Source organism: Gordonia caeni, assembly GCF_039537105.1.
Classification (GTDB): domain Bacteria; phylum Actinomycetota; class Actinomycetes; order Mycobacteriales; family Mycobacteriaceae; genus Gordonia; species Gordonia caeni.
This window is the reverse complement of sequence record NZ_BAAAZW010000001.1, coordinates 1-22,044: the sequence shown is the minus strand read 5'-3', so window position 1 is coordinate 22,044 and position 22,044 is coordinate 1. Positions and strand designations below refer to the sequence as shown.

Genomic DNA, 22,044 nt, shown 5'->3' with positions numbered 1-22,044 from the left:
ATCCACCCGTCTCCGGCCTTCGAGTGAGCGGAGGTACAGACCGCTGGTTCGGGTTCAGCGGCGACCGGCCGGTACAGTATCTGCAGTAAGTAGATAGCGAACCGGAGTATAGGAAGGCCCCCGACGTGGCACTGGTGGTCCAGAAATACGGTGGCTCGTCGGTGTCGGATGCCGCACGGATCCGCAGCGTCGCCGAGCGTATCGTCGCGACCAAGAGGCAGGGCAACGACGTCGTCGTGGTCGTGTCCGCAATGGGCGATACGACCGATGAACTGCTCGACCTGGCCGAACAGGTCAACCCGGATCCGCCGGACCGGGAGATGGACATGCTCCTCACCTCGGGTGAGCGCATCTCCAACGCGCTGGTGGCGATGGCGATCTCGACGCTCGGCGAGGACGCGCAGTCGTTCACCGGGTCGCAGGCCGGTGTCATCACCACGTCGAGTCACGGCAAGGCCAAGATCATCGATGTGACCCCGGGCCGCGTGCGCAGCGCCCTCGACGACGGCAAGATCGTGCTCGTCGCCGGATTCCAGGGCGTCGCGCAGGACACCAAGGACGTCACCACCCTGGGCCGCGGCGGCTCGGACACCACAGCGGTGGCCCTCGCCGCCGCACTGGACGCCGACGTCTGCGAGATCTACACCGACGTCGACGGCATCTACACCGCCGATCCGCGGATCGTGCCCGACGCCCGCCACCTGGCCAACGTCTCCTTCGAGGAGATGCTCGAGATGGCCGCGTGCGGCGCCAAGGTCCTGATGCTCCGGTGCGTGGAGTACGCGCGCCGATACAACGTTCCCGTTCATGTGCGCTCGTCGTACTCGACCAAACCCGGCACGATGGTGTCCGGATCGATGGAGGACATTCCCGTGGAAGAAGCGATTCTCACCGGTGTGGCGCACGACCGCAGCGAAGCCCAGGTGACCATCTTCGGTATCGACGACAAGCCCGGCTATGCCGGCAAGGTCTTCCGTGCCGTCGCCGACGCCGAGATCAACATCGACATGGTCCTGCAGAACATCTCCGAGGTGGAGACCGGCAAGACCGACATCACCTTCACCCTGCCGAAGGAACTCGGCCCGGTCGCCATCGAGAAGCTCGGCGCACTGAAGGACGAGATCGGCTTCCACGAGATCGTGCTCGACGAGAACGTCGGCAAGGTCTCCCTGGTCGGTGCCGGCATGAAGAGCCACCCGGGCGTCACCGCGACCTTCTGCGAAGCCCTGGCCGAGGCGGGCGTCAACATCGAACTGATCTCCACGTCGGAGATCCGTATCTCGGTGCTGTGTCAGGAATCCGAGCTCGACGACGCCGTGCGCGCGCTGCACAAGGCGTTCGATCTGGGCGGCGACGAGGAAGCCGTAGTCTACGGCGGAACGGGGCGATAGGTCATGGTCAGCATCGGAGTGGTCGGCGCGACCGGTCAGGTGGGCGGCGTGATGCGCACCCTGCTGGAGGAGCGGAACTTCCCCGCCGATCAGGTGCGGTTCTTCGCCTCGCCGCGCTCGGCGGGCAAGAAGCTGCCCTGGCGCGACGGCGAGATCGTGGTGGAGGACGCCACCACCGCCGACCCGAGCGGACTCGACATCGCCCTGTTCTCTGCGGGCGGCACCATGTCGAAGGTTCAGGCCCCGCGGTTCGCCGAGGCCGGCGTCACGGTGATCGACAATTCGTCGGCCTGGCGCAAGGACCCGGACGTCCCGCTGGTGGTGGCCGAGGTGAACGGCGAGCTCGCCAAGAACCCGCCCAAGGGCATCGTCGCCAACCCGAACTGCACCACCATGGCCGCCATGCCGGTGCTCAAGGCGCTGCACGACGCCAAGGGCCTGCGCCGGCTGGTGATCTCCAGCTACCAGGCGGTCTCCGGCAGCGGCCTCGCCGGTGTCGAAGAACTGGCCACCCAGGTCCGCAAGGGCATCGACGGCGCCGAGCAGCTCGTGTTCTCCGGCGACGCCGTGGACCTCGGTGAACCGGTCAAGTACGTGGCGCCGATCGCCTTCAACGTGGTCGCACTGGCCGGGGACATCGTCGACGACGGTTCCGGCGAGACCGACGAGGACCAGAAGCTGCGCAACGAGTCGCGCAAGATCCTGAACCTGCCCGACCTGCTGGTCAGCGGCACCTGCGTGCGCGTCCCGGTCTTCACCGGGCACTCGCTGTCGATCAACGCCGAGTTCGACCAGTCGGTGACCCCGGACGAGGCGCGGGCCATCCTGGCCGACGCCGCCGGGGTGAAGGTGGTGGACGTTCCCACGCCCCTGGATGCCGCGGGCGGCGACGTCTCGCTGGTGGGCCGGATCCGCCAGGACGAGGGCGCCCCGGAGGGGCGCGGCCTGGCCATGTTCGTCTCGGGCGACAACCTGCGCAAGGGTGCGGCCCTGAACACCATCCAGATCGCCGAACTCCTGGTCTGACTTTTGGTCGGAGTCGAGTAGAACTCTCGTCCGATCGGGCGGCGGTGTGATGAACTGCCGTCATGCTCAAGTCGAATTCTCGTCGGGTCGCGGCGGTGCTCACCACGGTGGCCACCGCCGCGGCCCTTCTGTTCACCGGGGTCGGCTCGGCGTCCGCCGAGCCGAGCGGGGTGCCCGGCCTGGGGCCGGCGTGGACGTCGCTGATGCACGGCGATTTGGAATCCACCGACAGCACCGGTTACCGCGGTCCCGGCCGGTCGGCGAAACTCGCGGCCTCCACCGTGTCCGGTGGACCGTGCGCCGCCACCTTCATCGGCCGCGACGGTCACCCGGTCTCGCTGTGCACCAACTATGTGGCGGGCAATCCGCCACAGTTCGCGGCGCCGGTGGTGACTCTGTTCGACAAGTCGAACGCGACCATCCTGGCGCGGCTGCCGCTGGCCAAGGGTGGGCTCCTCGGCGGCGTCTACGGGTATCTCGACGACCGCGACCGCGTGGTCGTGGCCGACGGGAGCGGGGCCGTTCTGAAGGTGGCGCACCGCCGGACGTCCGCCGGCTGGCAGCTCTACGTGTCCGAGCGGATCGACATCTCCAAGCAGCTCGGGAACGACGCCGTGACCGGGCTGGCGCCCGACCACACCGGACGGATCTGGTGGATCACCACGCGGGGGATCGTCGGGACCATCACCGGAAAACGCGTCGTCGCCACGCATCTGCCGCGGGGCGAGGAACTGGGCAATGGACTGTCGGTACGTCCCGGTGGGGTGTCGGTGCTGACCACGCATGCGCTGTACGAGATGTGGGCGGGCTCGGACGGGGTGCCGAAGACGGTGTGGCGCAACGCCTACGACCGCGGACCGGCCCGCAAACCCGGCCAGCTGACCTGGGGGTCGGGCACCACCCCGTCGTACTTCGGTCCCGGCGGCAGCGACTGGGTCGCCATCGTCGACAACGCGCGCGTACCGCGGCTGCACGTCTTCCGCAGCGGCGACGGATCGCCGGTCTGCTCGATTCGCGCGTTCCCCACGGCGAATCAGGGGACGGAGAACTCGCCGATGGTGTGGGGCGACAGCATCGTCATCCCCAGCACCTACGGCTTCCAATATCCGCCGATGGCCGAGAGCGGCGGGCCGGCCTCGCCGGGCGGGGCGCCGTTCCTGGGGGCGATGACCCGGATCGACGTCGAACCCGGGAAGTGCACGCGAGTGTGGGAGAGCCGCGACCGGATGGCGACGCTGCCGCGGCTGTCGACCCGGGACGGGCTGATCCACGCCCTCGGCTACGGCCCGTACCGGCCGGGTCCGCAGCAGCTGGGACCGGTGAACTACGTGGCGACCGACTTCCGGACCGGACGCCGGGTGGTGACCCGCGAGGTCGGATTCGCGCCGCTGGACGAGCCGCTGCAACTGACCGGCATGATCGCCCCCGACGGGGCGCTGTGGCAGGGCACGTTCACGAGGATGCTTAAGATCGCGCCATGACCTTTCCCGGCGCCTGGGGCGATCCCGATGACGAGGACCGACTGCCCACCCAGGCCGAGCTCGACGCCGAAGACCTGGCCGAGCTCGAGCGGACCTCGCGGGACGCCGACCTGACGGCACGCTATCCGCGCCGTCCGGTGGACCCCGGGCCGCCGCCGGCGGCGCTGACCCGGGACGCGGTCTACGCCTGGTATCTGTCGGCTGCGGCCACACTGGTGTGCATCGTCTACGGCTTCGCGACCCTGGGCGCGTCGATCGACCGGCTGGCCGACCGGCTGGAGCCGCAGATGGCCGAGGTGCAGTCGATCGATGCGACGGCCTCGGCGTCGTCGATGGCGAGCTTCTGGCCGCCGACCCTGCTGGTGGGGTGGCTGATCGCGATGGCGATCACCTATCCGCTGCTGGTGTCCATCGCGCGGCACCACAGCCGCAATCTGCGCAGCATCTTCGCAGCGGTGAGTGTCCTCATCGTCCTGTTCGTGCCGCTGGTCTCGGACCTGCTGTTCGACTATCCGGAAGTGCCGTCGGCGTTCCGGGTACTGGCCTGGGTGGCGGTCGGTGCGCTGGTGCTGTCGGTGGTGATGACCTTCCGCGGCGCGGTCGGCCGCTGGCTGCCCTCGTCCACGCGCATCAGGCCGTCCCGAGTGTGGCGCGAGAGCTAGCGGGCTGGAGTAGCGTCGGAAGGGCACGAGCTTTCCGTGTGAACTCCGACTTCCGAAGGGTGTATCCGATGACCGTGAATCCCGTGTACCGAGTGTGGTCGACGTCGACCGGCGGTGGCCGCGACGGCGAGGTGGTGTCCGAGTCGGGCCGCATCGACCTGGACCTGCGCCCGCCGGTGGAGATGGGTGGCAGCGGTGAGGGCTCCAACCCGGAGGAGCTCTTCTCGGCAGGCTACGCCGCCTGCTTCAACGGCGCGCTGCACCGGATGGCCAAGAATGCCGGGGTGGACCTCCCGGAGGGATCCAACGTGAAGGTGACCGTCGGCATCGGCAAGGACGACGCCGACGACGGCGTCGGCCTGGTGGCCGACATCCACGTCACCCTGCCCGGACTTGACGCGGCGCAGGCGCAGGACCTCGCCGAGCAGGCCCACGGTTTCTGCCCGTACTCCAAGGCCACCCGCGGAAACATCGCGCACACCGTCACGTCCAGCGTCTGACGCTGCGCGGGTCGCGCACCCGCCGCGGGCGGGTGCGCGGTAGCGTGACCGGTTGTGAACAACTGGGCGATTCTGGCTGGACTCGGACTGCTGGCTGCGGCCTTGGCTACCGTCTCCTATGTGAAGTACCGGCAGCGCGAGTCCGCGGCGCTGCTGCGCGATGTGGAACTGGCACGCGGTCTGCGCGGCCTGGCCGACGGTGACCCCGTCCGCCTGGCGTGCGTGGACGAATTCGAGGTCGTTCTCTACCGCCGCCTGTTCTACGTCTCGGCGGTGGGGCCGCGGGTGCGCAGCGCCGCTTGGGCACTGCTCGGTGCCCTGCTCGCCGCGGCGGCCGCGCTGGTCTTCGACGGTCTCGACGGCACCGCACCCGACGTGTTCTGGATCGTCTCCCTGATCCTGGCCTTCTTCTTCGGGATCGCGGTGATCGTCTTCCTGGTGCTCGCCGTGTTCGCTGCGGCGACCACACCTCGGGTGTCCTTCGCCGATTCGTATGCGGCGGACACCGATGCCGTCGACGACTGAACCGGGCGGCGGCGTCCGGTTCGGCCTGGCCCTGATCGGGCTGGTCGCGATCGCTGCACTCGTCACCGCCTCGGCGGTGGCCGTCAGCCCCGGCGGCACCGCCACCGGGGGCGTGCCGAATCGTACGGTCGAAGTGGTCGCCGAACCCGGGGTCCCCGACGAGGTCCTGGTGACCCGCACCCTGCTGACGTCGTCCTCGTCGGCGGTGGTGGTGGCTTCCACGGCTGCACCGGAGGACCTGGGCCGCGCGGTGGAACTCAGCCGCACCCGCCGGGTGCCGGTCTACGTCGTCGAACCCGGCCGCGCCCCGGCGGTGGCCACCGAACTCGATCGTCTCGGCGTGCAGACGCTGGTGAACGTCGGCGAACAGGTGCCCGGGCTGGGGTTGCCGCAGACCTCCGATGCCGGCGGTCTGAGTCCCGGGGTGGTGGCGGCGCCCGGAAGCCCCGTGGTGCTGATCGCGGGTGGCCCCGCAGTTGCGGCGGACGCCGAGCTCGCAGGCGCCGAGGTGGTGACGGTCCCGGTGGCCGATCCGCGGGCCACGGGCGCGTCGGTGGAAGCGGTGCGCGAGTCGGGGGACCGGCCGATCCTCGCGATCGGCGAGCAGTTCGGGGACACCGAGCAGTTCACCGACCGCGTCGAGCAGGCGCGGACGGTGCCGCAACTGCCCGGTGGCGGGCAGTTGATGTTCCCCTCTCGCCGCGTCGTCGCGCTGTATGGCTCGCCCGGCTCGGAGGCGCTGGGCCCGCTGGGCCGGCAGAGTCTGCCGGCGACCATCGCCCGTGCCCGCCAGGTGGCCGCGCCGTACGACGCGCTGTCTCCGGTCCCGGTGATCCCCGGCTTCGAGATCATCGTGACGGTGGCGTCGGCCGACCCCGGCTACAAGGGGGCCTACACCAACATCATCGACCCGAAGGTGATCGAGCCGTGGGTGGACGCGGCGGCCGACGCCGGCGTCTATGTGACGCTGGATCTGCAGCCCGGCCGGATGGACTTCCTGACGCAGGCCAAAATGTACGAGGGGCTCCTGAAGCGGCCGCATGTCGGCCTCGCCCTGGACCCGGAGTGGCGGATCAAAGACCATCAGGTGCATCTGACGCAGATCGGCACGGTGGCCCCCGCCGAGGTGAACCGGACCGCTGATTGGCTCGCAGATCTGGTGCGCCGCAACAATCTTCCGCAGAAGGCATTCGTGCTGCACCAGTTCGACGCGGATATGCTCGGTGACCGCAGCAAACTGGACACCTCGCACCCGGAACTGGCGGTGGTCCTGCACGCCGACGGCCACGGGGTGCCCGCGGTCAAGATGGGTACGTGGAACCGGATGACCACCGATCTGCCCCCGAACATCTGGATGGGCTGGAAGAATTTCTACACCGAGGACAAGCCGACGTTCAGCCCGGCCAAGACCATGGCGGTGCGGCCGGTTCCCTACTTCATCTCCTACCAGTGACCCCGCCGCCGGGTCCGGCACCCACCGAAGGGGCACGCCATGACGATCACCGCCGACGAAATCGGAGCATGGCCCAACCTGACCGGCCGGGGCGACCCGGTGGCGCTCCTGCAGGAGCAGGACGCCACCCGGCTGCGGGACCTGATCCCGGTCCGGCACGAGCGGATGGCGGTGAGTCCTTTCACCTTCTACCGCGGGGCGGCGGCGGTGATGGCCGCCGACCTGGCCTCCACGCCGAACAGCGGCATCACCACCCAGCTCTGCGGTGACGCGCACCTGAGCAACTTCGGGCTCTTCCTGTCCCCGGAACGGCACCTGGTCTTCGATCTCAACGACTTCGACGAGACCCACCCGGGTCCCTTCGAGTGGGACGTGAAGCGCCTCGCGGCGTCCATGACGGTGGCCGCCCAGGGCAACGGCAGCACCGACAAGGAGGCCCACCGGGCCGCGCGCCGGGCCGCGCGCGCCTACCGCAAGACGATCATCGAATCGAACGGGAAGAGCGCGCTGCGCTGCTGGTACGACCGCGTCGACTCCGAAGAGGTCCTCCGCGACATCGGCGACAAGCTCGACACCGTGGCTACCGAGCGGATGGCGAAGGTGCTGCGGAAGTCACGGCACCGCAACAGCGAACAGGCGCTGTCCAAGCTGTGCGTGACCGACGAATCGGGCGTGCACATCCGGAGCGATCCGCCGCTGCTGATCCCCGCCCGGGAGGTCTTCCCGGGGTTCTCGGCCCAGGACGTGAACGAGGTGTTCCAAGGACTCTTCGAGTCCTACCGCAAGAGCGTCCCGGCGCACCTGGCAGCGCTGCTGGAGCAGTACACCTTCGTCGAGGCGGCCCGGAAGGTGGTCGGGGTGGGCAGTGTGGGCACCCGCTGCTGGATCGCGCTGTTCGCCGGCCGGGAGCTCGGCGATCCGCTGTTCCTGCAGCTGAAGGAGGCGAGCCGCTCGGTCCTGGCGCCGTACACCGCGCCGTCGCGCTTCCGGAACCAGGGGCATCGCGTGGTCTTCGGTCAGCAGCTGATGCAGGCGTCCAGCGACATTCTGCTCGGCTGGCTCAGCACCCCCACCTTCACCAGCGATGAACGGGGCACGGCGCAGGATCCGGCGGGCATCTCCGACTTCTACGTGCGCCAGTTGCGCGACGGGAAGGGATCAGTGGTGATCGAGGACATGCCGGTGGATCGGCTCACCCTGTACGGCGAGCTGTGCGGCACCGTCCTGGCGCAGGCTCACGCTCGCGGCTCCGCCCGCGCCCCGATCGCGCGCTGTCTTGACGGGCTCGGCAAGTCGTTCGATCGGGCCGTCGCGGACTGGTCCGTGCACTATTCGGCCATCAACGCCGCCGATCACTCCCGGCTGGTGGCGGCCATCGCGGCGGGTGACGTCGAGGCAGTCCCGCTCGAGGCCTGAAACGCCCGCTGTCGTGAAGCGACAATAGGCCGTTGACCAGCGGATTTCATCTCCGATGAGGTCATCAGGTAATCTCGGTGAGGTTGTAACACGGGGTATGGCGCAGCTTGGTAGCGCGCTTCGTTCGGGACGAAGAGGTCGTGGGTTCGAATCCCGCTACCCCGACGCTTTGGTTGAGAAGCAGTAGAGGCCCCCGGTCCGCGGAAACGCAGGCCGGGGGCTTCCTCGTCTCCGGGTTCAGCCCCTCGACTCCCGGAGCCGGGACGCGAAAAGGTCCCGGCGAGCCGTAGCCTGCCGGGACCTCTTCACACCCCGCGATTCGGGTCTGCGGATGCCCGCGGCCCGATGTCGGTTCGCAGTCCCCGGGTGCGTCCGATGAAAGATGAAATAGAACCGAAAGGTACCGTTTCGCGCACCACTGTAGGCCAGCTCTCAGCGACGCCGCAACGATTAGACCCAGCCCCCGCTGTTCAGGGGAGAGTGCGGGTCGAGAGCGGAGTGGGGCGCCTCAGTTCAGGGTGGAGGCGAGCTGCGGCAGGGACTGGTCGACGAACTGGTCGTCGTCCCCACCGCTGCGGGTGGCGGTCAGGGTCAGCAGCGTGGCCTCCGGGCGGCAGCAGAAGCGCGCCGGGGCGTACGGCGAGGTGCCCAGCCCCGCGCTCACGTGCAACATCATCGTCGACCCCCACTGGGACACGCCCTTGACGCGGGAGCGGTCCAGGTGGCAGTTGGTCACCAGTGCGCCGTAGCCCGGCAGGCAGAGCTGGCCGCCGTGGGTGTGCCCGGCCAGCACCAGGTCGTAGTCGTCGGCGGCGAAGTCGTCGAGCACCCGCGGCTCGGGGGAGTGGGTCAGGCCCAGACGCAGCTGTGCGAGCGGATTCGGCCGCCCGGCGATGGTCTCGTAGCGGTCCCGGCCGATGTGCGGGTCATCGACGCCGGCCGCGGCGACGCGGACGCCGGCGACCTCGAGTTCGCGGACGGTGTGGGTGGCGTCCAGCCAGCCGCGCTCGGAGAACGCGGCGCGCAGATCCTGCCAGGGCAGCGGCTGACCGTGGCTGCGCTTGTGGTCCTTCCGGAAGTACTTGAGGGGGTTCTTCGGTGTGGGAGCGAAGTAGTCATTGGAGCCGAAGACGAACAGGCCCGGACGCGCCAGCAGGCCGCCCAGCGCCTGCACCACCGCCGGCACCGCCGCCGGATGCGCCAGATTGTCGCCGGTGTTGACCACCAGGTCCGGCTCCAGCCGGTCCAGCTCGCTGATCCACGTCTGCTTCAGGAGCTGGCGCGGCATCATGTGGATGTCACTCAGGTGCAGCACCCGCAGCGGCGACGACCCCGGTTCCAGCACCGGCAGGATCGCCTGCCGCAGCGCGAAGGCGTTCCGTTCGATCACCGTCGAGTAGACCAGCCCCGCCGCAGCCGCTCCCGCGGCGCCTGCGGCCAGCCGGGCGGTCGTGGTCGAGAACAGGTCGGACGGGTGACGGCGCGGCACACCGGGGACGGAAACCATAGCCCCGAGGATACGCGTCGCCGGTCAGCTCTCGGGAACCTCGATCACCACCGGACCCACACCGGGCACGGTGACGGTCTTGGAGGTGGTGCCGCCCTCGCCGTCATTGTCGCTCTTGCCGTTGCTCACGTACACCGCGATCGTGGTGCCCGGCATGGCGCTGTCCGACGGTGCGGTGAAGACCACGGTGCCCTTCGGCTTACCGCTGTCGACCTCCAGCTCGTTCACCTTGAAGCCGGCCTCCTGCAGCCGCGAGACGGCCTGGCTGACCGGCAACCCGGCGACGTTCGGGATACGGCCGCGGTTGCTGCCGTTGACGTACTGCGGATCCTTCGGCGGCATCCGGACCGGACCGAACTTCTCGGCGACCGGCAGGATCGCGCGGAACCAGGTGCGGGCGGGTTCGAAACCGCCGTAGACGTCGCCGTCGTAGCACTGCCGCAGCGGTGAGGTGCAGATCCCGGACGGGGTGGGGCCGTCGTTGTAGATGTAGGCGGCGGCCGCCAGCTGGTTGGTGAAGCCGAGGAAGGCGGCCGAGCGGTGCGCCTCGGTGGTACCGGTCTTGCCCGACATCGGCAGGTTCCAGCCCGCCCAGGAGGCCGCGGCCGCCGAGGTGCCTGCTCCCTTGTCGTCCTCGCTCATCGCGTTGGCCAGCGTGTTGGCCAGGCCGCGTTCGACCACCTGCTCGCACTTCGGCGGGTGGAACGGCACGTCCACCGTGGCCGGCTCGCCGTCCTGGTCCATCACGACGTTGCTGTACTGGTCGCGCTTGACCTGCGTGATGGACACGACCGGGCTGGGCGGGCACCAGACGCCGCCGGAGGCGAGCGTGGCGGCCACGTTCGACAGCTCCAGGGCGTTCAGCGCGAACGGTCCCAGCGTGAACGAGCCCAGGTTGCCCTTCTTGATGTAGTCGGCCAGGCTCTGATCGCCGTTGCCCGACGAGCCCGGGACGGCGTACGAGCGCATGCCGAGCCGCACCGCCATGTCGACGGCCGGGGTGACACCCACTTGCTGCAGCATCTCGACGAACGTGGTGTTCGGCGACTGCGCGAGCGCCTGGGTCAGGCTCAGCGACCCCGGGTACGGGCCGGCGTTCTTGACGCAGTAGGCGTTCGGGGGGCAACCGAAGGCGCCGTTGCTGTTGCCCATGCCGTAGACGGCGATGCTCGGCGGGACGTTCAGGGTGGTGTTGGTGCCGAGCCCCTTCTCCATCGCCGCGGCGGTGGTGAAGATCTTGAAGACCGAGCCGGCGCCGTCGCCCACCAGCGAGAACGGCTGCGGCTGAACGGTTTCGTTCCGGCTCTGATTCAGCCCGTAATTGCGGCTGGAGACCATGGCGACCACGTCGTGCGACTCGTTGCCGGGCCGGACGACGCTCATCACGTTCGCGAGGCCGTCGACGTTCGGCGAGGCCTGCGCCTGCGCCGCGCGCAGGGCGTTGGCCTGCACCTCCGGGTTCAGGGTGGTGCGGATGGTGTAGCCGCCGCGGGCCACCGTCGAGCGGGTGAGGCCGTTCTCGGCCAGGTACTGCAGCACGTAGTCGCAGAAGAAGCCGGCGTCGCCCGCCGAGATGCAGCCCTGCACCTGGGTGCGCGGCTTCGGCAGCACTCCGAGCGGTTCCTCTTTGGCGGCGCGGATCTGGGCGGCCATCTGCGGGAAGTTCTCGATCATGGTGTCCAGGACCGTGTTCCGGCGGGCCAGCGTGGCCTCCGGATCCGTGTACGGGTTCAGCGCCGAACTGGACTGCACCATGCCGGCCAGCATCGCCGACTCGGCGACGTTGAGTTCCTTTGCCGGCTTGCCGAAGTACGTCTGCGCGGCCGCCTCGATCCCGTAGGCGTTGTTGCCGAACGGCACCATGTTCAGGTAGCGGGTGACGATCTGCTTCTTGACGTCCTGCTTGGCGGCCGCTTCGTCCATGCCGTCGCGCATGGCCTGCTCCGCCAGGGACCGCTCCAGGGTCATCGCCATCCGGGCCTCGCGCAGTTTGCGCGCCGGAGTCGACTCGACGGCCGACTCGCGGTCGGCCTCGGTGCGGGCCAGGACGAGGAGCTGATAATTCTTGATGTACTGCTGGTCCAGCGTCGAAGCGCCCTGCTGCACCTCGCCGGAGGAGGAGTTCTTCAGGGCCGCGCGGATGGTGCCGCGCCAGTCGACGCCGTCGTGCTCCAGGAACCGGCGGTCCTCCACCGAGATGATCGCGCGGATCATGTCCTGCGAGATGTCGTTGTAGCCCACCGTCGTGCGGTACTGGTCGTACAACTGCGCAATCGGGGCGCCGTTCACGTCCGTCACCGTCGTGACCTCGGGGACCGTGCCGTTCAGCAGCTCCGAGGACGTGTTCTCCATGGTCGCGGCCGCGCGGTTGGACAGCATGGCGGCCCCGCTCGCGAACGGGAACATGAGCCCGGCGACCAGCACACCGGCCATCACCAGCGCCAGTACGAGGCCTGGGAGTTTCGAGGAGTTCCGCACCACGAGGCCAGGATACGTGCCCGAGTCGCGACGTGGCCGGATCGGTGGTCTCATAGCGCCGATCCGCGTGTCGGAACGCGCGGCCGGGGCGGGTTGTTCGAACTGTGACTTGCGTTTGTAGCGTGCACCTCAATAGATTGGCAAACGTGATTCGGCTAACACTTCAGGGGGAGTGACAGACAAATCACGGGAAAGATCTTATGCACGCCCCGACCGGCGGGGAGTGTCGATGGGTTTGAAAGGCTGAGTACTGCAATGACTTTGGCCCCTCTGTCCAGTGGAGATTCGGAAGCTCGCCTCGCATGGGTGGCGCAGGCCCGGTGTCGGGGGGCAAACCCCGACGATCTCTTCGTCCGCGGCGCCGCCCAGCGAAAGGCGGCCACCATCTGCCGTCACTGCCCAGTTCAGCTCGAGTGCGGAGCCGATGCGCTGGACAATCGTGTCGAGTTCGGGGTCTGGGGAGGCATGACCGAGCGCCAGCGTCGGGCGCTGCTCCGCCAGCATCCGGAAGTGACCTCGTGGGCGGCGTTCTTCGAGGCCCAGCGCCGTCGCCAGCGGCTGGCTTCGGTGCCTACCTCACCGCACCACTGACCTGAACTCCGCGGCGGCAGGCGCCTCCGCACCGAAGATCCGGGGGAGATGCCGGTCGGTGCGCGTTGCGTCGGCCGCGGCGAGTCCCTAGCGTCAGGCGCTATGACCGATCAGCCGTCAGGCCTGCCGCGTTCCCTGCTCACGGCCGTGCGCCTGATGTATGCGGGAGCCGTACTGCAGGTGGCCGTCGGCGTGACCGTCTTCGTGGTGGTCGGCCGCCTCCGCAACGACGCGGACGTGCTCCGCGAGTACGCCGAGTACGCCGCCGAGCGAGGCGGCGATGCGCAGTCGCTGATCGACGACGCCGTCACCAACTGGCGGATCGGTGCCGCGGTCGCGACCATCCTGCTCACCGCGCTCTGGCTGTTCATGGCCTGGGCCAATCGCCGAGGCAAGCGGTGGGCCCGCACCGCGGCCACCGCGCTGGCCGCCCTCGCGCTGATCGGGGCGGTGTACACGCTGATCGGCGGCATCGACGCGATCGCGATCGTGGTGGTGCTGCTGGCCGGCGCGATCGTCTACCTGCTGTACCGGCCCGAGTCGACGGCCTACTACGCCGGCGTCAGCGGCGAGACCGGCGTCAGCGGCGAGACGCGGCCCTGAGAGGCGCGGTCAGCCGGGGGTGGTGATCTGCTCGGCGACCGCGCGGAGCGCCTCGCTGTCGGCCACCTCGAACGGCAGCGCCGGCACCCCCACCCACGGCACGCTCGGATTGGCCGAGATGAAGCGCTGCAGCAGATGCAGTTCCCGCTTGGCCGTCCGCGCCCGGTCCACATGGATATTCAGGACACCGCGCGCCAGGTCGTCGTCGGTGCGTTCCAGTGCGGCCTGCGCGGTCGGCGTCGAGATACCGGTCAGGTTCGGATGGGTGCGGTTGACGATGAGCCCGCACAGCGGCATGGAGTCGTGCGCGAGCCGATTGACGAAGAAGCTCGCCTCGCGCAGCGCATCCGGCTCGGCCGTGGCCACCACCACGAAGTTGGTGCCCGGCTCCTTGAGCAGCGCGTAGGTGCGGTTCGCGCGCTCCTGGAAACCGCCGAACATCGAGTCCAGCGACTGCACGAAGGTCGCGACGTCACGCAGGATGTCCCCGCCGATGATGGTCGCGATGCCCCGCATCGCCAGACTCATCGCGCCCGTCACCATGCGGCCCACCCCGCGGCCGCCGCCGACCAGCATCTTCATCAGGCGGCCCGACAGGAACGAGCCCAGACGCTGCGGGGCGTCCAGGAAGTCCAGGGCGTTCCGGGACGGCGGGGTGTCCACGACGATCAGGTCCCAGCGGTCCTGCTCCAGCAGCCGGCCCAGCTTCTCCATCGCCATGTACTCCTGCGTGCCGGAGAACGACGAGGCGACGGTCTGATAGAAGGCGTTGTTCATGATCGCCTCGGCCCGCTCGGGCGTCGAATGCTCGATCACCATGTCGTCGAAGGTGCGGCGCATGTCGAGCATCATCGCGTCGAGGGTGCCGGTGCCCTCCACAGGCACGGGCTGCGGTTCGTTGGTGAGTTCACTCATGCCCAGCGACTGCGCCAGCCGCCGCGCCGGGTCGATGGTGAGCACCGCGACGGTGCGGCCGTGCTCGGCCGCGTACAGCGCCATGGAGGCGGCCGTGGTGGTCTTGCCGACACCACCTGCGCCGCAGCAGATCACCACGCGGGTGGTCGGGTCGAGCAGGACGCCGCCCATCTTGAGATCGGTCATCAGACGCCTGCCTCCTTCATCACGCGGGCGAGGTGATAGAGCGCTCCGAGGTCGACGTGCTCCTCGATCTCCGGCAGGTCGATCGACGGGGCGTTCACCTCGTCGAGCTCGGCCTGGGCCACCTGCTGCGCCTGCAGCCGGACCGCGTAGTCGATGGTCTCGGTCAGCAGTCCCGCGAAGTCGTCGTCGGGCAGTTCCAGCCCCGCCGCGTCCAGGGCGGTGCGCAGCCGCTCCGCATCCACCCGGCCTTCGGCGATCTCGTCGAGCTCGTCGTCGGGCAGATACTGCGGGTTCACCCGGTTCACGAACACCGCGCCGACGTTCAGGCCCTTGGCGACCAGGTCGTCGACGGCCTCGACCGTCTCCTGGATCGGCATGGCCTCCAGCAGGGTGCACAGGTGCACGGAGGTCTGCGGCGAGTGCAGCAGCTTCACCACACCCTCGCTCTGGCTGCGGATGGGGCCGCTCTTGGCCAGGTCGCGCATGGCCGAGGTGACGTCCAGGAAACTGCCGATGCGGCCGGTGGGCGGGGAATCGACCACGATCACGTCGTACAGCAGCTCGCCCGCCTTGTCGGTGGCGATCACGCGTTCCTTGATCTTGCCGGTGATCACCACGTCGCGCAGGCCGGGGGCGACGGTGGTCACGAAGTCGATCGCGCCGACCTTCTTGATCGCCCGCCCGGCGAAACCGAGGTTGTAGAACATGTCCAGGTACTCCAGGAGGGCGTGCTCGATGTCGATCGCGAGCGCCCAGACGCCGCCGTCGCCCTCGGCCGAGGCCACCTGATGGTCGGTGGGTGGGAGGGGAGGTACATCGAAGAGCTGCGCGATGCCCTGGCGCCCTTCGGTTTCCACCAGCAGCACTTTCTTGCCGTCACTGGCGAAGGCGATGGCGAGGGCGGCGGCGACGGTGGTCTTGCCGGTGCCGCCCTTCCCGGACACGAAATGGAGCCGGGCACCGCGGGCCTGTTCGGGCCACACGCCGTCTTGCACGGTCAACGCGTCAGTCGTCACGGCCTCACCTTATCGACCGCGGTCCGGTGGAGCTCAAGAACCACCACTGTCCGGACCCGGTCACAACGGATAGGGTTGGAGCATGAGCCAACTGACCACCTGGGAATACGCGACCATTCCGCTGCTGACGCACGCGACCAAGGACATTCTGGACACGTGGGGTTCGGACGGCTGGGAACTGGTCAGCGTGCTGCCCGGCCCCACCGGGGAGCAGCACGTCGCCTACCTCAAGCGGCCCACCAACTAGCCATGGCGAGCACCGCGAGTGCGAAGCTCGCCGAACTGGGCATCGTCCTGCCGCCGGTGGCCGAGCCGGTGGGCAGCTACACGCCGGCGCTGCGCGTCGGCGATCTCGTCTACACGTCCGGACAGCTGCCGGTGGTGAACGGGGAACTGTCCGTGCGCGGCAAGGTCTCCGAAGGCGCCGAGGGCATCGTCTCCCCGGAGGAAGCCGGTGTCGCCGCGCGCGCCTGTGCGCTGAACGCGCTGGCCGCGATCGACGCGGTCGTCGGCATCGACTCCGTCGTGCGGGTGGTGAAAGTGACCGGCTTCGTGGCCTCGGCCCCGGGCTTCACCGGCCAGGCCGGCGTCCTCAACGGCGCCTCGAATCTGCTCGGCGAGATCTTCGGTCAGGCCGGGGTGCACGCCCGGTCCGCCGTCGGGGTGGCCGAGCTTCCGCTGGGATCCCCGGTGGAAGTGGAGTTGATAGTTCAGGTGAGCTGACCGTGACCGGTCAGACTCCCGCGCATCCGGCCTACGGGCTCCTCCGGCCGGTCACCGAGTTCGCCTCGGTGCTGCTGCGCGACAATCCGGGCGTGATGGAGCTCGACGGCACCAACACCTGGCTGCTGCGCGCCCCGGACAGCCCCACCGCGGTGGTGGTGGACCCCGGACCACCCCGCTCCAAGAAGCACGTGCGTGCGCTCGCCGAGGCGGCCGGGGAGGTGGAGCTGACCCTGATCACGCACCGCCACTTCGACCACACCGGGGCGATCAAGCGGATGCGCAAGGAGACCGGGGCCGTCCACCGCGCGCATTCGGCGACCTACAGTCACGGCGCACCGCGGATCACCGACCGCGAGGTGATCGAAGCCGCGGGGCTCAAGATCACCGCGCTGCACACGCCGGGGCACACCGCGGACTCGATGAGCTTCCTGGTGGAGTGGGAGGGGCAGCGCGCCATCCTCACCGGCGACATCATCCTGGGCCGCGGCACCACGGTGCTCGACCCCACCGACGGAGGCCTTGGCGACTACTTCCACTCGCTGAACCGGCTGATCGTGGAGGCCTCCGACGCCACCCTGCTGCCCGGACACGGCCCCGATCACGCCGAACTCGGACCGGTCGCGAGGTTCTACAAGGCACACCGCGAGGAGCGCCTGGATCAGATCCGGCAGGCACTGGACGAGCTGAAGGTGACGCCGCAGCAGGCCAAGCCGATGAAAGTGGTGCGCAAGGTCTACTCCGACGTGGACCCCGCGCTGTGGCCGGCCGCCAAGATGAGCGTCAAGACGCAGCTGGAATACCTGCGCACTCTCTGACCCTCCCGGCGGGCCGGCCGCCCGAGTCAGCGGGCGCGGCGGGCCAGCCGCTCGGAATCGGCGATCAGGACGCTCTTGCCTTCCAGACGGAGCCAGCCGCGCTGCGCGAAGTCGGCCAGGGCCTTGTTCACGGTCTCGCGGGAGGCACCCACCAGCTGAGCGATCTCTTCCTGCGTCAGGTCGTGGGTGACGCGCAGGGCGCCGCCCTCCTGGGTGCCGAAGCGCTGCGCCAGCTGGAGCAGCTGCTTGGCCACGCGGCCCGGGACATCGGTGAAGATGAGGTCGGCCAGGTTGTTGTTGGTGCGCCGCAGCCGCCGCGCGAGCACGCGGAGGAGCTGCTCGGCGATCTCCGGACGGTCCTTGATCCACTTGCGGAGCGCGTCGCGGTCCATCGTGGCCGCCCGCACCTCGGTGACGGTGGTGGCCGACGACGTGCGCGGACCCGGATCGAAGATGGACAGTTCACCGAACATGTCCGACGGCCCCATGATGGTCAGGAGGTTCTCCCGGCCGTCCGGGGAGCGGCGGCCGAGCTTCACCTTGCCGGACAAGATGATGTAGAGGCGGTCGCCGGGTTCGCCCTCGTGGAAGATCACGTGTCCGCGAGGGAACTCGACCTCCGTCAGCTCGGAGGCCAGTGCCGCGACGGCGGCAGGCTCAACCCCCTGGAAAATACCCGCCCGGGCAAGAATCTCGTCCACCTAGGAACCTTTCTCGTTTCGTCGCCGCTGACTGTGCGCCAGTGATTCACGCTACTCGATGAGAAAGTCTAATTGTTGCGAGAGTCACGTGTTGGGGACTGCCGAGGTATGTCGCGGCGCTCAGTCGTCGTCGCGGCCGCCGCTGCGGCGGTTGCGGAGCTCGTCCAGCGCCGCCGGCAGACCGGTCTTGGCCAGGTTGCTCACGTCGGTCTGATCGGCGCTCTCCAGGAACTCGTCCACCTGGGCGCGGCCGACGGACAGACGATCGAGGTTGGTCTGCACCTTCTCCATGGCGAGCGCGAACAGCAGCAGAGCGAAGGGGAAGACGATCACGAGCAGACCTTGCATGTCTCCACGTAAACACAGCGGCGACCGGACCGAAAACCCGGAAGGTCGTCGTCACCGATTTGTGACCTGCACACGCGCGGCGCCGACCGCGCGCCGCCCCGGTAGCCTGGGGCGTTGTGAGCAGATCGAAGACGGAGACCCGCCTGGGGCTGGTGCGCCGTGCGCGGCGGATGAACCGCACCCTGACGGTGGAGTTCCCCGAGGTCTACTGCGAACTCGACTTCACCACGCCGCTGGAGCTGTCGGTGGCCACCATCCTCTCCGCGCAGTGCACCGACGTCCGGGTCAACATGGTGACCCCCGCGCTGTTCGCCCGCTACCCGGACGCCTGGGCCTACGCGGGCGCCGACCGGACCGAACTGGAGGAACTGATCCGGTCCACCGGCTTCTACCGCAACAAGGCCAACTCGATCATCGGGCTGGGACAGGCGCTGGTGGAGCGGTTCGACGGTGAGGTCCCCGGCACGCTCCGGGAGCTGGTTACGCTGCCCGGCTTCGGCCGGAAGACGGCCAACGTGGTCCTGGGCAACGCCTTCGGCGTCCCCGGTCTCACCGTCGACACCCACTTCGGTCGCCTGGTGAACCGCTGGCAGTGGACCGACGAAACCGACCCGGTGAAGGTGGAGCGCGCCGTCGCCGAGCTGTTCCCGCGCAAGGAGTACACCGACCTCTCGCACCGGATCATCTTCCACGGGCGGCGGATCTGTCACGCCCGCAAGCCGGCCTGCGGGGTGTGCCTGCTGGCCCGCGACTGCCCGTCGTACGGCCTGGGGCCCACGGACAAGGCCGAAGCCGCCGCACTGGTGAAGGGGCCCGAGACCGAGCACCTGCTGGCTCTGGCGGGAGTCGGTGAATGAGCCGCCTCAAATCTCCGGCCGCCAAGGCGATGATCGCCTTCTGCGTGGTGATGCTCGCGCTGATCTTCGCGCTGTGGCCGCGCAGCGACGATCCCGAACCCGCCGTGAACGCCGCACCCTCGGCCGGCCGCGGCATCACCGACGAGGAGATCGCCGACGAGACCCTGGCCCAGGCGCGCACCGAGGCCGCACTGGCCCCCTGTCCGCAGAGCAACGCCCCGGTTCCGGCCGGGGCCGCGCTGGCCGGTGTCACCGCGATGTGTCTGGCCGACGGCACGCCGATCGATCTGGGGCAGGCCACCGCAGGCAAGCCCACGGTGATCAACATGTGGGCCGTGTGGTGCCTGCCGTGCCGGCGCGAGCTGCCGTATTTCGATCAGCTCTACCAGCGCGCCGGCGACCAGCTGGACGTGCTGGCCGTGCATGCGCGTGACGGCGGCGACAAGCCGTACGCGATCCTGCAGTTCTTGAAGGAGGTCGGCGTGCATCTGCCGACGGTGGCCGACACCGACGGATCGGTGGCCGGGGCGCTGCGCGCTCCCCGGGTCTACCCGTCGACCATCCTGGTGCGGGCCGACGGAACCGTCGCCGGTGTGCTTCCGCAGGTCTTCGACACCTACGACGAGCTGGCCGCCGTGGTGCGCGACGAACTGGGCGTCGACCTGGCCGGAGCGGGCTCGTGAAGCGGCGGCCCGCACCGGCGGGCGCCTTGGTGGACCGGTCGCAGATCCCGCCGTGGCTGCGCCCGGTGACCGACGACCCGTCCGCGGTGAACGAGGCGGTGCTGCGCCGCGGCGGCAACCGCGCCCGGTGGGCCGCCGCGTTCCAGGCGCAGCGCGCCGCCGCGGTGCTGGTGCTGTTCGGCGGCTCGTTCGACCCGGCCCGGGACCATCCCGGCGGCCTGCCCACCGACGCCGACATCCTGCTGACCGAGCGCGCGGCCACCATGCGCACCCACAGCGGGCAGATCGCCTTCCCCGGCGGCAGCCGCGACCCCGGCGACGACTATCCGGTCGGCACCGCCATGCGGGAGGCCCGCGAAGAGACCGGGCTGCGCGCCGACGGGGTGCAGGTCCTGGCCAGCCTGCCGACGTTCCCGGTGCCGTCCGGCTTCGAGGTGACCCCGGTGCTCGGGCACTGGACCAGCCCGAGCGAGGTGGGTGTGGTCGACGAGGCCGAGACCTCGCGCGTGGTGCGGGTGAACCTGCGCGAACTGCTGGATCCGCGCCACCGGTTCCAGGTGAGCCGCTCGATCATGGGCGCCACCGCCTACAAGGGCCCGGCCTTCCTGTACGACGACATGCTGGTGTGGGGCTTCACCGGCGGTCTGCTGGCCGCGATCAGCCAGTCCGCCGGCTGGGACGTGCCGTGGGACACCGACGACGTCCGGCCGCTGGAACAGATGATCGCCGCGACCGGCGGGCGGCAGGTGTCCGGCTTCCCGACGATGGGCGAGGACCGGGGACCGGAGTGAGTGGAGCGCTCTGGGTCGACCTGATCGTGCTGGCAGTCGCGGGCCTCGCCGCGGCCAGCGGCTACCGTCAGGGCGCTGCCGCCTCGGTGCTGGCGTTCGTCGGCGTGGTGATCGGCGTGCTCGCCGGGATCCTGCTGGTGCCCCACGTGGTCGACGGCATCGACGATCCGCGGGCCCGACTGGTCAGCGCCGTCGCGTTGCTGATCGTGCTGGTGATCATCGGCGAGGTGTCCGGCATGGTGATCGGTCGGGCGGCCCGCAGCGGTCTGAATTCGCTGCGGCTGCGCCGGGTGGACAGCCTGGTCGGCGCGGTGGTCCAGTTCATCGCCATCTGCGTGGCCGCGTGGCTGCTGGCGATCCCGATCCGGGAGGCCGCCACGCAGAACTCCTTCGTGCAGGCCGTCGGCGATTCGAAGGTGGTCGGCGCGGTCGACCGGGTGGCCCCGCAGTGGATGCGCCAGCTACCCGGAGATTTCACCGCCCTGCTCGACAGCTCCGGCATCAAACAGGTGATCAGCCCGTTCGGCGAGGCCGAGGTGGCCACCGTCGAGGCCCCCGACGAGCAGCTCGACAGTTCGGCCGCGGCCGCGAGAGTGCGGCCCAGCGTGATCAAGATCCTCGGTGTGGCCCGCGACTGCGGTCAGGCGCTGGAGGGGTCGGGGTTCGTGATCAGCCCGGAACGGGTGATGACCAACGCGCACGTGGTCGCCGGTACCGACGAGGTAGCGATCGAGACGCCGGGCGGCGATCGCTACGACGCGACGGTGGTCTGGTTCAACGCCCGCAACGACGTGGCCGTCCTGGACGTCCCCGGCCTCACCGCCCCCGCGCTCGACTTCGCGAACGCGCCGGCGTCGTCCGGCGCCGACGCGATCATCCTGGGCTATCCCGAGGACGGCCCGTTCACCGTCACTCCGGTGCGGGTGCGCAACACCGTCAACCTGGTGGGCCCGGACATCTATCAGAGCCCGCAGGAGGTCAAGCGGCAGGTGTACACCGTGCGCGGCACCGTCCGGTCGGGGAACTCCGGCGGTCCGATGATCGCCCCGGACGGCTCGGTGCTGGGCGTGGTCTTCGGCGCCTCGGAGAACATCGCCGACGACACCGGCTTCGTGCTCACCGCACAGCAGGTGGAGTCCGACGTCACCGGCTCCGAGCGACGCCAGCGGGCCGCGAGTACGGCCCAGTGCCTAAGTCGCTGAGTGCCTGATCCGCCGCCGACCTCTCCCGCTGCCTGAGCCGGTGCCGGACTCTTGCGCTGCCTGAGCCGGTCCTGACCTCTCCCGCTGCCTGAGCCGGTGCCGAACGGAACGTTCGCTGCCTGAGCCGGTGCCGAACGTAGTGAGGGGCCGTGTCGAAGGCTTTGTGTCGTT

The 22,044-nt window shown here is 69.4% G+C and carries 23 protein-coding genes and 1 tRNA gene; 18 read left to right on the top strand and 6 right to left on the bottom strand.

Features of this window, described 5'->3' with window-relative positions; all coding sequences use genetic code 11:
* Positions 1 to 125: 125 nt before the first annotated feature.
* The 9 genes from ABD732_RS00120 to ABD732_RS00080 all read left to right on the top strand — a co-directional run bounded on the left by ABD732_RS00120 (position 126) and on the right by ABD732_RS00080 (position 8,619).
* Positions 126 to 1,391 carry an aspartate kinase gene (locus ABD732_RS00120; RefSeq protein WP_344779341.1) on the top strand — a complete coding sequence of 422 codons (1,266 nt, stop codon included), beginning with the start codon at positions 126 to 128 and terminating at the stop codon, positions 1,389 to 1,391.
* A gap of 3 nt (positions 1,392 to 1,394) precedes the next feature.
* Positions 1,395 to 2,417: an aspartate-semialdehyde dehydrogenase gene (locus ABD732_RS00115; protein ID WP_344779339.1), complete on the top strand. Its 1,023-nt coding sequence runs from the start codon at positions 1,395 to 1,397 to the stop codon at positions 2,415 to 2,417.
* Positions 2,418 to 2,479: 62 nt separating this feature from the next.
* The gene (locus ABD732_RS00110) at positions 2,480 to 3,898 is read left to right on the top strand and encodes a hypothetical protein (protein WP_344779337.1); all 1,419 of its coding nucleotides are present in this window, start codon (positions 2,480 to 2,482) and stop codon (positions 3,896 to 3,898) included.
* Complete coding sequence (locus tag ABD732_RS00105; protein ID WP_344779335.1) at positions 3,895 to 4,560, top strand: hypothetical protein; 666 nt, start codon at positions 3,895 to 3,897, stop codon at positions 4,558 to 4,560. Before ABD732_RS00110 ends, ABD732_RS00105 begins: the two co-directional genes overlap by 4 nt.
* A 68-nt stretch (positions 4,561 to 4,628) precedes the next feature.
* Positions 4,629 to 5,060: an organic hydroperoxide resistance protein gene (locus ABD732_RS00100; protein WP_344779333.1), complete on the top strand. Its 432-nt coding sequence runs from the start codon at positions 4,629 to 4,631 to the stop codon at positions 5,058 to 5,060.
* Between the two features lie 54 nt (positions 5,061 to 5,114).
* Positions 5,115 to 5,585: a hypothetical protein gene (locus ABD732_RS00095; protein ID WP_344779331.1), complete on the top strand. Its 471-nt coding sequence runs from the start codon at positions 5,115 to 5,117 to the stop codon at positions 5,583 to 5,585.
* Positions 5,569 to 7,038, top strand: a complete 1,470-nt coding sequence (locus ABD732_RS00090) for a hypothetical protein (protein WP_344779329.1) — start codon at positions 5,569 to 5,571, stop codon at positions 7,036 to 7,038. The genes ABD732_RS00095 and ABD732_RS00090 overlap by 17 nt, the downstream gene beginning before the upstream one ends.
* 39 nt (positions 7,039 to 7,077) lie before the next feature.
* Positions 7,078 to 8,454, top strand: coding sequence for a DUF2252 domain-containing protein (locus ABD732_RS00085; protein ID WP_344779327.1), 1,377 nt, complete (start codon positions 7,078 to 7,080; stop codon positions 8,452 to 8,454).
* 91 nt (positions 8,455 to 8,545) lie between these two features.
* Positions 8,546 to 8,619: transfer RNA gene (locus tag ABD732_RS00080), tRNA-Pro, on the top strand.
* A gap of 343 nt (positions 8,620 to 8,962) precedes the next feature.
* On the opposite strand, the gene ABD732_RS00075 is transcribed toward ABD732_RS00080, so the two are convergent.
* Both ABD732_RS00075 and ABD732_RS00070 read right to left on the bottom strand, forming a co-directional pair.
* Positions 8,963 to 9,961 (bottom strand): metallophosphoesterase, encoded by a 999-nt coding sequence (locus ABD732_RS00075; protein WP_344779325.1) that lies wholly within the window; start codon positions 9,959 to 9,961, stop codon positions 8,963 to 8,965.
* Positions 9,962 to 9,985: 24 nt separating this feature from the next.
* Positions 9,986 to 12,394, bottom strand: coding sequence for a penicillin-binding protein (locus ABD732_RS00070; RefSeq protein WP_344780318.1), 2,409 nt, complete (start codon positions 12,392 to 12,394; stop codon positions 9,986 to 9,988).
* 300 nt (positions 12,395 to 12,694) lie between these two features.
* On the opposite strand from ABD732_RS00070, the gene ABD732_RS00065 reads away from it, so the two are divergent.
* Complete coding sequence (locus ABD732_RS00065) at positions 12,695 to 13,030, top strand: WhiB family transcriptional regulator (RefSeq protein WP_344779323.1); 336 nt, start codon at positions 12,695 to 12,697, stop codon at positions 13,028 to 13,030.
* Between the two features lie 102 nt (positions 13,031 to 13,132).
* Positions 13,133 to 13,633: a hypothetical protein gene (locus ABD732_RS00060; RefSeq protein ID WP_344779322.1), complete on the top strand. Its 501-nt coding sequence runs from the start codon at positions 13,133 to 13,135 to the stop codon at positions 13,631 to 13,633.
* A gap of 9 nt (positions 13,634 to 13,642) precedes the next feature.
* On the opposite strand, the gene bagB is transcribed toward ABD732_RS00060, so the two are convergent.
* Positions 13,643 to 14,737: an ArsA family ATPase gene (bagB, locus tag ABD732_RS00055; RefSeq protein WP_344780316.1), complete on the bottom strand. Its 1,095-nt coding sequence runs from the start codon at positions 14,735 to 14,737 to the stop codon at positions 13,643 to 13,645.
* Complete coding sequence (bagA, locus tag ABD732_RS00050) at positions 14,734 to 15,750, bottom strand: ATPase BagA (RefSeq protein ID WP_344779320.1); 1,017 nt, start codon at positions 15,748 to 15,750, stop codon at positions 14,734 to 14,736. The genes bagB and bagA overlap by 4 nt, the downstream gene beginning before the upstream one ends.
* A gap of 82 nt (positions 15,751 to 15,832) precedes the next feature.
* Here bagA and sp36 point away from each other — a divergent pair, with 82 nt between their 5' ends.
* From sp36 to ABD732_RS00035, 3 genes are read left to right on the top strand one after another with little or no spacing between them, the layout of a single operon-like run.
* The gene (gene sp36, locus ABD732_RS00045) at positions 15,833 to 15,997 is read left to right on the top strand and encodes a Sp36 family protein (protein WP_344779318.1); all 165 of its coding nucleotides are present in this window, start codon (positions 15,833 to 15,835) and stop codon (positions 15,995 to 15,997) included.
* 2 nt (positions 15,998 to 15,999) lie between these two features.
* Positions 16,000 to 16,473 carry a RidA family protein gene (locus ABD732_RS00040; protein ID WP_344779316.1) on the top strand — a complete coding sequence of 158 codons (474 nt, stop codon included), beginning with the start codon at positions 16,000 to 16,002 and terminating at the stop codon, positions 16,471 to 16,473.
* A gap of 2 nt (positions 16,474 to 16,475) precedes the next feature.
* Positions 16,476 to 17,291, top strand: a complete 816-nt coding sequence (locus tag ABD732_RS00035) for an MBL fold metallo-hydrolase (protein WP_344779314.1) — start codon at positions 16,476 to 16,478, stop codon at positions 17,289 to 17,291.
* A 26-nt stretch (positions 17,292 to 17,317) separates the two neighbouring features.
* Here the strand turns inward: ABD732_RS00035 and glxR are convergent, their stop codons facing one another.
* Positions 17,318 to 17,992, bottom strand: coding sequence for a CRP-like cAMP-activated global transcriptional regulator GlxR (glxR, locus tag ABD732_RS00030; RefSeq protein ID WP_344779312.1), 675 nt, complete (start codon positions 17,990 to 17,992; stop codon positions 17,318 to 17,320).
* Positions 17,993 to 18,112: 120 nt separating this feature from the next.
* Positions 18,113 to 18,340, bottom strand: coding sequence for a hypothetical protein (locus ABD732_RS00025; protein ID WP_344779310.1), 228 nt, complete (start codon positions 18,338 to 18,340; stop codon positions 18,113 to 18,115).
* Between the two features lie 170 nt (positions 18,341 to 18,510).
* Here ABD732_RS00025 and nth point away from each other — a divergent pair, with 170 nt between their 5' ends.
* The 4 genes from nth to ABD732_RS00005 are packed head-to-tail and all read left to right on the top strand — an operon-like array spanning position 18,511 to position 21,873.
* A complete protein-coding gene (gene nth / locus ABD732_RS00020; protein ID WP_344780314.1) occupies positions 18,511 to 19,197 on the top strand; it encodes an endonuclease III in 687 nt (228 codons plus the stop codon).
* Positions 19,194 to 19,880, top strand: a complete 687-nt coding sequence (locus ABD732_RS00015) for a TlpA disulfide reductase family protein (protein WP_344779308.1) — start codon at positions 19,194 to 19,196, stop codon at positions 19,878 to 19,880. The genes nth and ABD732_RS00015 overlap by 4 nt, the downstream gene beginning before the upstream one ends.
* Entirely contained in the window at positions 19,877 to 20,671 is a 795-nt protein-coding gene (locus ABD732_RS00010; protein WP_344779306.1) for an NUDIX hydrolase, read from the top strand. The genes ABD732_RS00015 and ABD732_RS00010 overlap by 4 nt, the downstream gene beginning before the upstream one ends.
* Positions 20,668 to 21,873, top strand: coding sequence for a MarP family serine protease (locus ABD732_RS00005; RefSeq protein WP_344779304.1), 1,206 nt, complete (start codon positions 20,668 to 20,670; stop codon positions 21,871 to 21,873). The genes ABD732_RS00010 and ABD732_RS00005 overlap by 4 nt, the downstream gene beginning before the upstream one ends.
* The last annotated feature ends 171 nt before the right edge of the window (positions 21,874 to 22,044 follow it).